The organism is Luteibacter sp. NPDC104163 (assembly GCF_055584245.1).
Genome location: NZ_JBVJMK010000025.1, coordinates 1 through 15,905, shown reverse-complemented (window position 1 = coordinate 15,905; position 15,905 = coordinate 1). Strand labels below are relative to the sequence as shown.

Here is a 15,905-nt window from a genome sequence, read left to right as displayed (position 1 = left end):
GCATTTCCCCGGGCCCGTAGGCCCGGGGTCGCCTTGGCGGCTACGACTTAGAAGTCGTAGCTGATGCCGAAGCGGGCGTAACGCGGGGTGGTCTGGTACAGCGGCACGTTGTAACGCGGGTTGAGCGCGTCGGAAGCACCGTGGATCGGATAAACCTGCGTTTCCTTGCGCTGGTTCAGCAGGTTGAAGACCGTGACGTTGAAGGCAAGCTTCTTGTCAGCCCACTCCGGACGGTATTCGACCGAACCCGTGACGATGTAGGTCCAGGGGTTGTGACCCGCTTCACCCGGGGGCGACGGCTGGCCATCGCACCAGTGGTAGTACGAGCCGTAACCGAGGTTCGGGTTGGTTTCGTCCGGGCCGTAGAAGCCAAGGCAGCTCTTCGGCGCGCCCGAGGCGAGGTTGATGTTGCCCGAGACCATCCACTCCGGAGCCAGCTGGTAGGAGCCGTAGATCTTGAAGTTGTGCTTACGGCTGTTAGCCAGTTCGCCGTTCGAGTACTGCATGACTTCGGCGTAATCCCAGTCCACCGTCGCCGAGACGTTGTCCTGGCGAATATCCGAGCGGACCTGGCCTTCCGAGTTGCCGTAGCTCTTCGAATAGACGTAGTCGAAGCGGACCTGGTACTTGCCGTCCCACGCGTGGTCGAGGTACAGCTCAAGGCCGTAGTAGTTACGCTTGGAGTGCGGGAAGCCGAAGTCCTGGTTGTTCATCGGGACGTCGTAGTAACCGCCGTTGACGTTCGGGATCTTGAAGGAGTTGGCGCGACCCGGGTTGAAGAGGTAGCTACCTTCGACGGTGCCGATCGTGTCCGGATCGATACCCATGCGCTCCATCTTTTCCAGGATCTTGCCGCTGTCGCCGACGTCGTCGATCGCGTTACGCAGCTTGCGCACCGTGGCCTTCGCACCGTAGGTCCACTTGTCGGTCAGCGCCGCATCGAAACCGAGGATGAACTCATCCTGGTACTCCGACTTGATCGTGGTCGACGCCGCGGTCTTCGGGTCACGCGGCTGGCCGTATTCGCCGTTGGCCGAGATGGCGCCACCCGTGCTGCTGAAGATCGGGGTGAGGCCCTGCGGGATGCCGTTACCGTCGATGCCGGTGTAGGTGTAGTACTCGCGGGTGTAGAGCGACGAACCTGCCGAACGCAGTGCGACCGAAGCCGGCAGCGCGAGGAAGTAACGGCCCGCGTTGGCGTAGATCTTCAGGGTCGAATCGCCGTTCACGTCCCAGGTCGCACCGAGGCGCGGGGCCCACTGCGGCGAGGTCAGCTTGAGGTAGGCCTCGCCGTTCTGGTTGTAGTTGGTGAACTGGTCGTTACGGATACCGACCTTCACCATCCAGCGGTCGTTGACCTGCCAGGTGTCTTCCAGGTACTGGGCGCGCTGCGTGGTACGCACCGACGAAGCGGTGCGGTAGATGTACTTCGCGACGTAGTAGCCCTGGCCACCCGGCGGCGCCACGTAGGCAGCGTCGGTCGGCGACAGGCCAATGATCGGCGTGTTCGGCTTGCCGGCGGTGTATTCCCAGGCGTAGCCCGGGCCGGTGGTGGAGTCACCATCGTCCTTGTCGAGCACCTTCTGGTTATCGATACCGCCCACGATGGTGTGGTCGCCGATGTGCCAGCTCAGGTCGATGCGCAGGTTGGTGTTGGTCGACTTGTGCTTCGGATCCGCGGTGGTCGCGGCCGGGTTGGCATTGGTGATGCCATTGCCGAGTGCCGGATTCTGCTGGTTGGCCTGGATGATCGACGGCAGCGACTGGTCACCGCCCGGGGCGGTGTAGTACGTGCCCTTCATCTTGCCGTACAGGGCCGTCAGGGTCAGGTCGTCGGTGATGTAGCTGGTGAACTTGGCGGTGTAGAGGTCAGCACCGGACTTGTTCAGCGGCGCGCCGGCGTTGTCCTTGCCGGTGTAATCACCACGGGTCTTGGTCGCGTAGTCATACTCGTAGATCGAAGCGTCGTAGTTCTGCTTGTTCGACGCGCCGGTGACTTCGAGGATGTTGCTGTCGTTGATGTTCCAGTCGATCTTGCCGTAGAGCTTCGGGTTGCGGTAGCTCTGGCTGTAGAGGAACGGTGCGGCCGAGCTGGTGATCTGGTCACCCGAACGACGCTCCTGTTCGGCAGCGAGGAAGATGTACAGGGTGTCCTTGATCAGCGGGCCACCGGCGTAGACGGAGTACGTCTGGCGGTCCAGCTTGTCCTTCGCGTTGTAGTCATACAGCTGGCCGGCCTTCGCGCCAACCTGCTGGTAGTAGTTCATCGGGCTGGCCTTGGTGCCCTTCGGCTCCCAGAGGACCTGCGCACCGAAGTGCCAATCGTTCGTGCCGCGCTTACCGACCTGCGAGATCACGCCGCCCGACGAACGGCCGTAAGCCGCGCCGTAACCGCCAGCCAGGATTTCCTGCTGGTCGATGGCGCCGTACGGCAGGGTGATACCGCCGAAGCCGCTGAGCGGATCGGTCGTGTTGAAGCCGTTGATGTAGTACGCGTTCTCGGTGACGGCCGAACCAGCGATCGAGACCAGCGCGTTACCGGTCGGGCCCGTGAAGAACGAGCTGCCGGCGACGGCGCCCGGCGCCAGCAGCGCGATGGCTTCGGCGGTGCGGGCCAGCGGCAGCTTGTCCAGCTGCTGCGAGGTGATGACGGTACGCGAGTCGACCGCGCTGACGTCGATCGAGGGCAGCGAGTTGGCCGAGACGGTGACGCCTTCGAGGCTGGAAGCGTTGGCGGCGCTGGCAGCGGCGACGAACGAAACGTCGGTACCGGCGCCGACGCGCAGGGTGACGTTCGAGCGGGTGTCCACGGCGTTGCCGCCCTGGTTCAGGGTGACCTTGTAGTTACCGAGCGGCAGCTGGCCGATGGTGTAACGGCCCGACTGGTCGACGTTGACGGTACGGGTCACGCCCGTATCGCTGGTGGCGGTAACGGTCTGGCCGGCGGTGGCCGAACCGAAAATGGTACCGGTGGTGGCCTGCGCGAGGACCACGCCCGGCGCGGCAGTGCCGAGGGCGATGGCAAGGGCCAGCGCGGAACGGCGGCTCAGGACGCCTGCGCGAGAAATACGCGAACTCATCAAATACTCTCCCCAGTGAAATATCACTACCGCAATAAATCGCGGCAAGCCGACCCCGACCCGGTACGTACCAGGTTCTAAATGGATCGGCGGTTAGAAATCCCCTTTAAACAACGACATCGCCGAAACGGTGCCGCTCCCCGAAGTACGCCACTGTCCGTGACGTGCGTCATGTATACGTAAGAAAAACCCTACATACAACATGAAAATTTCACATAAAGACCGCAATTTCGGTAATTACTTACGTAGCAACTATTCACAAGGCTACCCATGCCTCAGGAATATCAAGGTCTTACTTCGTAATTAACTGACAAGACAGGCATTTTTTAGGACTTTTCCCTACGAAAAATTCCTAAAAAAATGCCCCCGGCGGGCACCGGGGGCGATCTGGGGAGTGAATCCTTCCGCCGTGCGGCCGACATCCGTGTCGACCGCCTGGCTTTTTCTTGTTTTAGCGTTACCTGTACTGCGCGCCTGCTTAGAAGTCGTAGCGGGCGGTGAAGCGGACCGTGCGCGGATCGGTGTAGTTGAGTTCGCGCAGGTAGGTCGGGCTCGGCGTCGTACGGCTTGCCGCATAGCGGAAGTTGTACGTCGTCGGTTCCTGCTTGTTGAGCACGTTCAGCACGTCGACCTGGAAGGTCAGGTGGCGATCGAACCACGACGGGGTGTAGGCCGCGTTGAGGTTGACGATGTACGTGTACGGCGCCGAACCATGCGAACCGCGCGGCGAGAACTCGTAGCCCGGCTGGCCCGGCAGGCCGCAGAACCAGTAGAACGAACCGTTGTAGAGGCCCTTGTCCGCGGTCGGGTAGAAGCTCGTGCAGTTCTTCGGGCGACCCGACGCGATGTTCGCGTTGACGCCGAAACGCAGGTCATCCGTGGCCTGGTAGTAGCCGAAGAACTTCAGCTGGTGGGTGCGATCGTTCGGCAGGCGGCCGTTGGCGCCGACCATCAGCTGCGGGAGATCCCAGTCCTGCGTGACCGACACGTCCGGCTGGCCACCGTTACCGGTATCCAGGTCGGAAGCGAGCTGGCCTTCCGTGTTGCCGTAGCTGCGCGACCAGGTGTAGTCGATGCGGCCGTACCACTTGTCGGCGAACGGATGCTCGAGGTACAGGTCCAGCGCGTAGTACTTACGCTTAAGGTTGCCCAGGCCCAGTTCATCCTTCGAGTAACGACGCTCGACGAAGCTGCCATCATCCTGCTCCTGCAGGAACGTGTTGCCCTGGCCCGGATTGAACAGGAAGCAGGCACCGCCGAGGGCCGGCGTACAGGTATCGTCGATCGCGCTGCGCAGCTGGCGCCACGTGGCCTTCGCACCCCAGTTCCAGTTCGGCGTGATCTGCTGATCGAAGCCGGCGATGTACTCGTCCTGGTAGTGGGACTTGAGGCCCTTCGCGGCCACCGTACGGGGATCCGGCGCATTGCCGCATTCCAGGTTGGCGGACACGGCGTTGGTGCCGTTACACGTATAGCCGAGGCCCGGGTTGACCGGCACGGACGCCAGGCCGGTCGGGTTACCCTGGCCATCGACACCGGTGTAGGTGAAGTACTCGGTGGTGTTGAGCGAACCGGACGCGGCGCGCACGGCCACGTTGTTCGGCATGGCCAGGTGGTAACGGCCGGCGTTGGCGTACACCTTCAGCGTCGAATCACCGAAGACGTCCCACGACACGCCCAGGCGCGGGGCGAGCTGGTGACGCTGCTTGGCGTACACCTCGTTGGCACCGTTGTAGTTCTTGAACTGCTCGTTACGCAGGCCGGCGTAAACCATCCAGCGGTCGGTGACCTGCCAGTGATCTTCGAGGTACTGCGATTCCTGCACCGTCTTCACCTTCGCCGAGGTGGTGGTGTAGGTCTTGATGACGTAGTAGCCCTGCGTGCCGAGGCCGCCCGCGGCACCCGGTGCGCCGACACCGTGGCCTGCATCGATCGGCGCGTTCGCACCGTTCTGCTGGCTGTAGGTCCAGCTGTAACCGCCGGGCAGCGAGGTGCCGGTGAACGACTCGGCCTTCTGGTGATCGATACCAGCGCGGATGTCATGGTCACCCAGGCGGTATTCGACGTCGAAGCGGTAGCCGTCGGTCTTGTCTTCGGCGCCCGGGACGCGGACCGCGGTCGACGTGGTCTGGCAGGAGCCGTAGTTGATGCCCGGTGCGCGCGAAGCGGCCGTGGAGATCACGACGAGCGGGCAGTTCGGGTTGTAGTTGAACGGCGTCTGCACGTGGTCGAGGCGCTGCTGGCCATACAGGGCCGAGACCGTCAGCGCGTCGGTGATGTAGCCGGTGTACTTGCCGACATACAGGTCACCACCGTCCTTCGTGTACACACCACCGTTCTGCTTGTCGCCATGGCCGAGGTCGGCGTAGCTGAAGCCGTAGGTCTTGGAGTTGTACTCGGTCTTATCCGAGACGCCGGTGAGTTCGAGGTGGTGATCGTCGGTGATGTTCCAGTCGATCTTCGCCAACCAGCGGGGGATCTTGTACTTGTATTCGTTCCAGCCGTTCTGGCCCACGCTGGCCGAGGTGATCGCACCGGCGGTGGTGGAGGTGGCGATGCCCTCGCCTTCACGGCGGTTCATTTCGGCATCGACGTAGAAGAACAGGGTGTCCTTGATCAGCGGGCCGCTGGCGTATGCGCCAACCGTGGAACGCCAGTAGCTGTTCCGCTTCTGATACTGGTAAAGCGTGCCGTCGGTCGCCGGGAAATTGCCGGTATCCGGGTAGTTCGAGTTCTTCGGGCTGGCGCGCGTGCCCTGCGGCTCCCAGATGGTGTACACGCCACCGTGCCACTCATTGGTACCGCGCTTGGTCACGATGTTGATGACGCCGCCGGTGGAACGGCCGAATTCCGCGCCGTAGCCGCCGGTGAGCACCTGCTGCTGGTCGATCGCATCGAACGGCAGCTGGGTCAGGCCGATCGAGGTCAGCGGGTTGGTGACCGCGAAGCCGTTGATGAAGTATGCGTTTTCCGAAGAAGCGGAACCGCCGAAGCTCGGCACCGGATTGCCCAGGGCATCCTTGTACGACGAGTTGGCGATGACGCCCGGCGCCAGCAGCGCCGCGGCGAGCACGTCACGGGTGATCGGCAGCTTGTTGAGCTGCTCGGCCGTGAGCACGGTGCGGGTATCGACCGACGACACGTCGATCGAGGGCAGCGCGGTCGCGGTAACCGACACGCCTTCGAGCGTGCTGGCCTGGGCGGCGCTGGCAGCGGCGCCGAACGGCACGGCCGTGTTGCTCGAAATCGTGACCGCGACATTCTCGCGGGTGCTGACGGCGGTGTCGTTGTTCTTCAGGGTCACCGTGTAGGTGCCCGGCGGCAGCGACGTGACGCGGTAGCGGCCGTCGCTCTCGACCGGAACTTCGCGGCTGAAACCGGTCTGCGGGTTCGAGACCAGCACCTTGTTGCCCTGCCCGCCTTCAACGTTACCGGCGATACCGCCGGTGGTGTTCGACTGCGCGTGGACGGCTCCGCCGGCCAGGCACAGCCCTAGTCCGACAGCAAGCGCACTGCGACGCAGCTGGCGGCCGTTATGCATGACGTTCATCAATATCTCCCCAAGTGATGCCGCACGTCGTGGTGCGGCCCGAAAAATGACGCGCATCTACCTGCCCCGGCCTGTGGCCAGGTTGCTTTTCGACGATGTCTTGTTCCCCTACCCCTGCAGCGGCAGCCTGCCGTTCCCCCTCGGAACGCAGGGCCCGTGCCGGGCCGTACCCCTCACACGCGTACCGCGTGGTGCCGCGTGTTACGGACGTATACCGCAGCAATTTGCGATTCACAACGGGAAAATAACGGAACCATGACGGCCATCATGCAGTGTCGCGCGGGTAGTTTTGGCCGAATGTCAATGTTTCTTTCGTCATATCAATCACTTGTACCTTCGCCCGGGCATGACTTCCGGCACGTGTGTTATTACGTAACTAGGAAAAGTTCTTACGAAGAAGCGCTGAGTTCCGACCTACGAAACTTCTCAATCGAAAGGCCGTCGAAGGTATTTTCGTGTACACCGTAACGGCGCTCGCGCGTTGTTGCGCTAAGACGCCGGGGGGCGGCTAAACCAAATAGAAGAGGTTGCACAGGCATGAACGACAATTCGAGGGGATCCATCCGCGCGGACGCGCCCGGGGGCGGCTTCGAGAGCGGGCGCGCCGGTGGCGAAGTGCCTGCGTCCTCGTTCGCGAGCCGGGTCCGCCAGGTCATCAAGTTGAACGGCAGCGTCAGCGATATCGCCCGCCGCTGCGGCTTCTCCGAAGGCGTGGTGCGCAGCTGGCGCGATGGCAACACCGACCCCTCGCGGGGCCGCTGCGTGACCATGGCGAGGACGCTGGGGATTTCCCTGGTGTGGCTGGCCGCTGGCGAGGGCCCCATGATGCTGGACGGGTCGTCGGAAGAACCGACCGGCCGGGCCGAAAGCTCGGATTCGATGCGCGGCCGCGATGACCGCCACGAAGTGTCCGCCGCTCCGGCCCCGCTGGATCCGTCGCGGCTGGCCGCGGCCATGAAGCTGTTGCAGTCCGACATCGAGCTGGCCGGCCACCGTTTCTCGCCGGTGCGCCACGCCGACCTCGTCGCCGAGATGTACGCGATCCTGGGCCGCTCGTCCGAGCCGGAATACGCTGACCGTGTGATCGCGTTCCGCCGCACGGTGATGTCGCGCATCGGCGACGAGCCGAACGCGGCAGCGGCCTGAAAGAAGAAAGCCCGGCCATATGGCCGGGCTTCTGGTTTCAGAGGCGGGAAATATCGGCGATCGCGCCGAAGGCCGCCTTTAGCTGGGCGAGCAACGCCAGGCGGTTGAAACGCACCGCCGGGTTGTCCGCGTTCACCAGCACATCGTCGAAGAAGCGATCCACGGGCGACTGCAGCACCGCGAGGCGCTCCAGCGTGCCGGTGTAGTCCGCGCGAGCCAGCATGTCGCGGGCATCCGCGCGGGCCGCCTCGAGTGCGGCGTGCAGGTCGCGCTCGGCATCGAGCTCGAAATGGGCCGGATCGACCTGTGCCGGGATCGGCGCGGCGTTCGGCTCTTCCGCCTGCTTGCGCAGGATGTTCGCGACGCGCTTGTTCGCGGCGGCCAGGCTGGCAGCCTCGGGGCGCTGGGCGAAGCCGGCGACGGCACGAAGGCGGCGGTCGAAGTCCGGCAGGGTCGCCGGTGCGACAGCGAGGACCGATTCGAACTGATCGGTGCTGAAGCCCTGCTCCGTGTAGTAGCCACGCAGGCGCTCGAGCACGAAGCTGTTCACTTCATCGCCCAGTTCGCGACGGCGCGCACCGATATCGATGTTCGGCACCTTGCCGTCCTTGCCCGGCTTCACGCCGGCGACGAAAGCGGCCTCGGGCACGAGCTCGAAGGCCTCGGTGAGCGCGGCGCGCAGGTCGATGTCCAGGCCGCCCTCGATCAGGGTGCGGGCCAGGCCGAGCGCGGCGCGGCGCAGGGCGAACGGATCCTTGTTACCGCTGGGCTTCATGCCCACGGCGAAGATGCCGGCCAGCGTGTCGAGGCGCTCGGCCACGGCGAGCACCTGGCCGACCTTGCCCGGGGCGATGGCGTCGCCACCGAAGCGCGGCTGGTAGAAGCTGTCCAGCGCATCGGCCACGTCCGCCGCGATGCCCTGGCGGGTCGCGTAGTAACGGCCCATGACGCCCTGCAGCTCGGGGAACTCGCCCACCATGCGGGTCAGCAGGTCGCACTTGGCCAGCGCGGCGGCATGGGTGGCCTGGCCGGCATCGACGCCGACCCGGTTGGCGACGACGCGGGCCAGTTCGGCCACGCGCACGGTCTTGTCCCACAGGCTGCCCAGCGACTGCTGGTAGGTGACGTTCTTGAGCGCGTCCTGGTAGTCGGCCAGCGGGGTCTTCAGGTCCTCGTCCCAGAAGAACCGGGCATCGGCGAAGCGCGGGCGGATGACGCGCTCGTAACCCTTGCGGATCTCGGCCGGGTCGCGGCTCTCGACGTTGGCCACGCCGATGAAATGTTCGGTCAGCTTGCCGCCGGCATCGAATACGGGGACGAACTTCTGGTTCGTCTCCATGGTGGTGACCAGCGCCTCGGGCGGCACCTCGAGGAAGGCGCGCTCGAAGGTGCAGGCGATGCCCACGGGCCATTCGGTGAGGTTGGCGATCTCGCTGAGCAGGCCATCGCCCAGGCTCGGCGTGCCACCGGTGGCGACGCGGGCCACCTCGGCACGCACGCGCTCGCGGCGTTCGGCCGGATCGGCGATGACGTGGGCGGCGCGCAGGGTATCCAGCCACGCATCGGCACTGGCGACCTCGACGGCCTGCGGATGATGGAAGCGATGGCCCAGGCTCTTGCGCCCGCTCTTCAGGCCGAGCACTTCACCATCGACCACGTCGGTGCCGTGCAGCATCAGCAACGTGTGCGCCGGGCGCACGAACGATTCCTCGCGATTGCCCCAGCGCATCGCCTTCGGGATCGGCAGGGCCTTCAGTGCCTCGACCACGATCTCCTGCAGCAACGCGGCCGTCGGCTGGCCGGGCTTCACGGCGCGGAACACGAACCAGGCGCCCTTGTCGGTCTCGAGCTTCTCCAGCGCCGAAACGTCCACGCCGCACGACTGGGCGAAGCCGACCAGCGCCTTCGACGGCGTGCCATCGGCGCCGATGCTCGCGTTCACCGCGGGACCGCGACGCTCGACGTTCTGTTCCGGCTGGGCGACCGCGACCGCCGGGATGTAGACGGCGAGACGGCGCGGCGATGCGTAGGTCTTTGCCGCGGCGTAATCGCCCGCGACGCCGCGCTTATCCAGGCCTTCGACGACCCCGCGCGCGAAAGCGCCGGCAAGATCATCGAGCGCCTTCGGCGGGAGTTCTTCGGTGCCGAGCTCAATGATGAGCGGCAGGCTCTTATCGGCCATGGACGGCCTCCTTGTCGTTCTTCAGGCCGGGGAAGCCGAGTTTCTCGCGCTGCGCCACGTAGGCTTCGGCCACGCTGCGGGCCAGCGTGCGCACGCGCAGGATGTAGCGCTGGCGCTCGGTCACGCTGATGGCGCGGCGGGCGTCGAGCAGGTTGAACGAGTGGCTGGCCTTGCAGACCTGCTCATAGGCTGGCAGCGGCAGGCCCGCGGCGATCAGCTTGCCGGCTTCCGCTTCGCACACGTCGAACCAGTGGAACAGCTCGGCCACGTTGGCGTATTCGAAGTTGTACGTGCTCTGCTCCACCTCGTTCTGGTGGAACACATCGCCATAGGTGACCACGCCGTGCGGCGCGTGGGTCCACACGATGTCGTAGATGCTGTCGACGTTCTGCAGGTACATCACCAGGCGCTCGAGGCCGTAGGTGATCTCACCCGTGACCGGACGGCATTCGAGGCCGCCCGCCTGCTGGAAATAGGTGAACTGGGTGACTTCCATCCCGTTCAGCCACACCTCCCAGCCGAGGCCCCAGGCGCCCAGCGTGGGCGATTCCCAGTTGTCCTCGACGAAGCGCAGGTCATGGACCAGCGGATCGATACCCAGCGCCTTCAGCGAGCCGATGTACAGCTCCAGGATGTTGTCCGGATTCGGCTTGAGCACCACCTGGTACTGGTAGTAGTGCTGCAGGCGGTTCGGGTTGTCGCCGTAGCGGCCATCCGTCGGGCGGCGGCAGGGCTGCACGTAAGCGGCAGCCCACGGTTCCGGTCCGAGCGAGCGGAGGAAAGTGGCCGGGTGGAACGTACCTGCGCCGACTTCGGTATCGAGCGGCTGCATGAGCACGCAGCCCTGCTCCGCCCAGTAGCGGTTCAGGGTCTGGATCACGTCTTGGAAGGTGGGCGCGGACATGGTTCCCGGGTCCTTGAGAAAGCGGGCTAGTATAACGGCGTAGCCTATTTACAGGGTTGGAGCACATGGCAGTCAATCCACAACACGCTGCGGTACTGGGCCGCCGGGGCCGGCTGGAGCTGGAGGAAGTCCTCGCCTCGCTGGTGGTGGACGGGTACCTGACCGGAGAGGACGCGAAGCGCGTCCGTGGCGGCTCGCGATCGGGCAAAAGCGCGGTGGAGCTGCATCCGCTGGTGCTCATCGCCAACAGCAAGCTGGAGAACCGCCGTGAGAACGGCAGACCGCTGAGCCTCGAGCTCCTGGTGGAATGGCTGGCTGGCAAGGCGTCCCTGCCCTACCTGAAGATCGACCCGATGAAGGTCAACGTGGCCCAGGTCACCCAGGTGGTCAGCAATGCGTATGCGCAGCGCCACCGGATCCTGCCGGTCGCGGTGTCGCCGGGCGAGGTCACTTTCGCCACCGCCGAGCCGTTCGATGCCGCCTGGGCGCAGGATCTTGGACACATGCTGCGGCGGGAGATCCGCCGGGTGGTCTCGAACCCGGTCGATATCAATCGCTACCTGCTCGAGTTCTACGGCGTGCAGCGTTCCATCCAGCTCGCGCAGGATGCCAAGGGCCAGGATGCGACCTCCGCCAAGATCATCAACTTCGAGCAGCTGCTCGAACTGGGCAAGGGCGGCGAGCTCGGCGCGGACGACCGGCATGTCGTCCATATCGTGGACTGGCTGCTGCAATACGCGTTCGAGCAACGCGCATCGGATATCCACCTAGAGCCGCGCCGTGATGCAGGCCAGATGCGCTTCCGCATCGATGGCGTGATGCAGAAGGTGTTCGAGCTGCCGCCGCCGGTAATGACCGCGGTGACCTCGCGCATCAAGATCCTCGCCCGCATGGACGTGGCCGAGAAGCGCCGCCCGCAGGATGGCCGCATCAAGACCCGTTCGGCGGCCGGACGCGAAGTGGAGCTGCGTATCTCCACGATGCCCACCGCGTTCGGCGAGAAAGTGGTGATGCGTATCTTCGATCCCGACCTGGTGATGAAGGATTTCAGCCAGCTCGGTTTCGCCCCGGAAGAAGACCGGATCTGGCGCGCGATGGTCGAGCGGCCGCACGGCATCGTGCTGGTGACCGGTCCGACCGGTTCGGGCAAGACGACGACGCTCTACTCCACGTTGAAGCATCTCGCGAAGCCCGAGCTCAACGTGTGCACGGTGGAAGACCCGATCGAAATGGTCTCTCCGGAACTCAACCAGATGCAGGTGCAGCCGTCGATCGACCTGGATTTCGCGGCGGGCGTGCGTACGCTGCTGCGCCAGGACCCCGACATCATCATGGTCGGCGAGATCCGCGACCTCGAGACCGCGCAGATGGCGGTGCAGGCGTCGCTCACCGGGCACATGGTGCTTTCCACGCTGCACACCAACGACTCGCCCAGCGCGGTCACTCGCTTGCTCGACCTGGGCGTGCCGCATTACCTCATCCAGTCGACGCTTGCCGGCGTGGTGGCCCAGCGCCTCGTGCGCACGCTCTGCCCGCACTGCAAGGAGCCCGCCGAGCAGGATGCGGACGAGTGGCGCGTGCTGACCCACGGCTGGGACGTGCCCATGCCGGAGCGCGTCTTCGCGCCGGTGGGCTGCCTCGAATGTCGCAAGACCGGCTTCATGGGCCGTACCGGCGTGTACGAGATGATGCCGCTCTCGCCGCGCCTGCGCGCACAGATCACCGCCCAGCTGGACCTGGCCCGGTTCAATGACATGGCGCTGCGCGAAGGCATGAAGCCGTTGCGCATCTCCGCGGCGGCGCAGGTCGCCGCCGGCCTCACCACGGTGCGCGAAGTACTCAACGTGCTGCCGCCCACCGATATCGACGAAGTCACGAATACATGAAGCCTGTTCTTATCGTCCGCACCGGGCGCGCACCGGAAGTCATCAGCGAACGCCATGGTGATTTTCCGCGCTGGTTCCAGCTCGGCCTGCGGCTGCGCACGCCACGGCTGCAGGTCGTGGATGTCGAGCGCGGCGATGCGTTGCCCGATCCCGAAGACGTGTCCGGTGTGATCCTCACCGGGTCGGCGTCCATGGTGACGGAACGCCTGCCGTGGAGTGAACGCACGGCGGGCTGGATCCGCGATGCCATGGATATCGACCTGCCCATGCTGGGCGTTTGCTACGGGCACCAGCTGATGTCGCATGCCTTGGGCGGCCGCGTGGACTACCTGCCGGGTGGCCGCGAGATGGGCACGGTTCCGCTGACGACGCATGGCCATGCCGCCAGTGACGCGCTGGGCGGGGCGCTGCCTGCCGTGTTCCACGCGCATACCACGCATGAGCAGAGCGTGCTGGAACTGCCGCGCGGTGCCGTGACGCTGGCGCATTCGGTGCGCGATCCGCACCACCTCGTGCGCTACGGCAAGCATGCGATCAGCACGCAATTCCATCCGGAGTTCTCTGCCGAAGTGATGCGTGCCTACATCCGCCGCAAGCATGACGTACTGGCCAGCGAAGGGACGCCGCCCGCCGGCCTGTTGGATGCGGTGGTGGCGACGCCGCATGCGACCGCCCTGCTGCGCGGGTTCGTCCGCACGCATATCCTTGCGGCGCGGGAAGCCTCAGCCGCGTAAGCGGCGCACGATCGCGCCGCGCGAGAACAGCGCGAACACGATGCCGAACAGGAAGCCGCCGATGTGGGTCCACCACACGACGGCGCCATAACTTGGCCCGGCGTAGCTGAAGAGCAACTGCACCAGCGCCCAGATGCCGATCAGCACGAAGGCCGGCACGCGGACGAATTCCAGGTACAGGCCGAGCGGTACGACCAAACCGAGACGGGCGCGCGGGAACAGCGTGACATAAGCGCCGACGACCGCCGACACCGCGCCGCTACAGCCGATGATCGGGATGCGCGAGCCGGTCAGCGAGATCGCGCCAATCACGTTGGCGACCACGCCGCCGAGCAGGAACAGCAGGAGGAATCGTGGCGAGCCCAGGCTGCGTTCTGCCGGGAGGCTGAAAATCACCAGGAAGAGCAGGTTGCTCATCAGGTGCAGCCAGCCGCCATGGATGAAGATCGCCGTGATCAGGCGTAAGAGCGCCGGATCGCTCACCTGCTCGAGGAGCGGCAGCCCCGTACCGAACAAATGCGCGGGCACGGTGCCCCATTGGGACATGATGGCCAGGCGTTGGGTGTGACCGGCCAGGGCAAGGCCCACGAAGATGACGACGCAGACGACCACGATGAGGATCGTGGCCCAGCAAAGCCGCGAGCGGCGACGCGTATCGACCCGGACGAACATGCTCAGGGAACGCCGCGAGCGAGGTGCGGGCCATCGGTCTCGAGTGAGGAGAGCGCGAACATGGTCTCCGGGCCGACCACGCCATCGGCGGCGATGCCGAAACGCTGCTGCACGTTGCGCACGCGGGCTTCGGTCGCCGCATCGAAGGTGGTCGTATCCGCCGCCTTGGGATCGCTCGGCGAAAGGTGCGATACGAGCCAGTGCATGCCCTCGCCGCTGTCACCGCGCGAGAGCTTGCTGGGCATGGCCGGGTCGACGCGGAATACGGCATAGAACCGGCCGTTCCAGACGCGATCGAAGGCATCGCGGGTCAGCTCGACGTACTTGCCACCCAGGTACAGGCGGACGGCTTCGTCACCGGCACCGACGAGCAGCACCTGCTGTTTTGCGTGCGCGTCGTCGAGCTCGAGCACAAGCGGCCGGTCGAAGCGACGCAGCTGGTCGAGCGAGCCGCGGCCGCTGACACAGGCGAACCCGGGAAAGATCAGGGCGTCGCAGTTCATGGCGTTGGCGACCGATGTCTCCTTGGACGTCACCTGCCAGCGCGCCAGGAGCTCACCCCATACGCGTACACCACCGGTCTCAGGCGGTGGCAGCGCGTCCTGGAGTTTCGCCAGTGCCTGCTCGGGCGTGACGGCCACGAAACTCTTCGGGCGCGATGGGCTGTGCCCGGTGAAGACCCAGACCGCGAAGCCGCCGACAAACACGATGGCCAGCATCGCGCCGATCGCCAGGATCGGCTTGCGGTAACGGCGCAGCCAGTAGCGGGCATGCTGCGGCAGCACTTCGCGCGCGACGAAGCCGAGTGCGCGCTCGCCGATGTTCTGCTCGCCACGCTCGGCGGCTCGCTCGAGCGCGCGATGAGCGAGCGCATTCAGCCGCCCGGGATTGCCCTTGCCGTCATCACGGAGCGAGCGCAGGCCGAGCCGGCTGAACGGCATCTGGGCGCTGCCGGCGACATGCAGGCGGTGGCGGACGTAACGCTCGCTCTCTTCCTCATTCAGCGGACCGAGCGGCAGGCGGCTGCGCACGTGGCGGGCCAGCGCCGGTGCACCCGGATCGGTCAGGCGTTCGCGTAGCTCGGGTCGCCCGGCCAGCACCAGGTGGAACGGTGCCTGGGCTTTCTCGCTCGCGACGAGCAGCCGCTCCACGATGGCCAGTCCTTCGTTGTCGAGCTGCTCCGCGTCATCGAGGATCAGGAGGAAACGATGGTTGACGTGGTGGGCCAGACGGCCGAGGCCCGCGGCCAGGCCGTCGACGAGATGGGCTTCGGTATTCGCCTCCGCGCTGAGCGGCAGCGGCAGGCCAAAGCCAGCGTACATGGAGCGCAACCAGGCGACGGTTTCCAGGGCGTAATCGCCGGCACCGTGGCGCACCGGACGCACGCCGTGCTGGGGCGCATCGGCTTCGATCAACATGCAGAGGAGGGACTTGCCGATACCGGCTTCACCGGTGATCAGCGTGACGCTGTGGTCGCTGGCGCCGAGTTCGTATTCGACGTGCGCCAGGATCTCACGCTCGCGCGTGAACAGGCACGCGAATCGCGGATCCGGTGCGTCGCCAAATGGCGGCTCGCGAAGCCCAAAGGTCTGTAGATACATGGGCCTAGAGTAGCCGAACGGCCTGATTTTGGACAAAGAAAAAACCCGGTCTCGAATGAGACCGGGTTTTTGGGATAAAGCCCCTGGCGGTGACCTACTCTTGCATGGCTTGAGCCACACTACCATCGGCGCATGCGCGTTTCACTTCTG

At 65.2% G+C, this 15,905-nt stretch carries 9 protein-coding genes; 3 read left to right on the top strand and 6 right to left on the bottom strand.

Translation table 11 applies throughout. The features are described from left to right. Positions 1 to 47: 47 nt before the first annotated feature. Positions 48 to 3,080 carry a TonB-dependent receptor gene (locus ACZ6YI_RS20455; RefSeq protein WP_465780229.1) on the bottom strand — a complete coding sequence of 1,011 codons (3,033 nt, stop codon included), beginning with the start codon at positions 3,078 to 3,080 and terminating at the stop codon, positions 48 to 50. Positions 3,081 to 3,558: 478 nt separating this feature from the next. Further along, complete coding sequence (locus tag ACZ6YI_RS20450) at positions 3,559 to 6,630, bottom strand: TonB-dependent receptor (RefSeq protein ID WP_465780228.1); 3,072 nt, start codon at positions 6,628 to 6,630, stop codon at positions 3,559 to 3,561. A gap of 537 nt (positions 6,631 to 7,167) precedes the next feature. Between ACZ6YI_RS20450 and ACZ6YI_RS20445 the strand changes: the two genes are divergently transcribed. Continuing rightward, positions 7,168 to 7,776, top strand: a complete 609-nt coding sequence (locus ACZ6YI_RS20445; protein ID WP_465780227.1) for a helix-turn-helix domain-containing protein — start codon at positions 7,168 to 7,170, stop codon at positions 7,774 to 7,776. Between the two features lie 37 nt (positions 7,777 to 7,813). Here ACZ6YI_RS20445 and glyS read toward each other — a convergent pair whose 3' ends face one another. Together glyS and glyQ are read right to left on the bottom strand one after the other, a co-directional pair. After that, the gene (glyS, locus tag ACZ6YI_RS20440) at positions 7,814 to 9,958 is read right to left on the bottom strand and encodes a glycine--tRNA ligase subunit beta (RefSeq protein WP_465780226.1); all 2,145 of its coding nucleotides are present in this window, start codon (positions 9,956 to 9,958) and stop codon (positions 7,814 to 7,816) included. Next, on the bottom strand, positions 9,948 to 10,862 hold the full coding sequence (gene glyQ, locus ACZ6YI_RS20435; RefSeq protein WP_440326592.1) for a glycine--tRNA ligase subunit alpha: 915 nt from the start codon (positions 10,860 to 10,862) through the stop codon (positions 9,948 to 9,950). The genes glyS and glyQ overlap by 11 nt, the downstream gene beginning before the upstream one ends. Positions 10,863 to 10,927: 65 nt before the next feature. On the opposite strand from glyQ, the gene tfpB reads away from it, so the two are divergent. Next, positions 10,928 to 12,748, top strand: coding sequence for a type IV pilus assembly ATPase TfpB (gene tfpB, locus ACZ6YI_RS20430; protein ID WP_465780225.1), 1,821 nt, complete (start codon positions 10,928 to 10,930; stop codon positions 12,746 to 12,748). Further along, a complete protein-coding gene (locus ACZ6YI_RS20425) occupies positions 12,745 to 13,482 on the top strand; it encodes a glutamine amidotransferase (RefSeq protein ID WP_465780224.1) in 738 nt (245 codons plus the stop codon). Before tfpB ends, ACZ6YI_RS20425 begins: the two co-directional genes overlap by 4 nt. Here the strand turns inward: ACZ6YI_RS20425 and ACZ6YI_RS20420 are convergent. Both ACZ6YI_RS20420 and ACZ6YI_RS20415 read right to left on the bottom strand, forming a co-directional pair. Continuing rightward, positions 13,471 to 14,154, bottom strand: coding sequence for a rhomboid family intramembrane serine protease (locus ACZ6YI_RS20420; protein ID WP_440326596.1), 684 nt, complete (start codon positions 14,152 to 14,154; stop codon positions 13,471 to 13,473). The genes ACZ6YI_RS20425 and ACZ6YI_RS20420 overlap by 12 nt on opposite strands. A 2-nt stretch (positions 14,155 to 14,156) precedes the next feature. Next, positions 14,157 to 15,755 (bottom strand): ExeA family protein, encoded by a 1,599-nt coding sequence (locus ACZ6YI_RS20415; protein WP_465780223.1) that lies wholly within the window; start codon positions 15,753 to 15,755, stop codon positions 14,157 to 14,159. Positions 15,756 to 15,905: the final 150 nt, after the last annotated feature.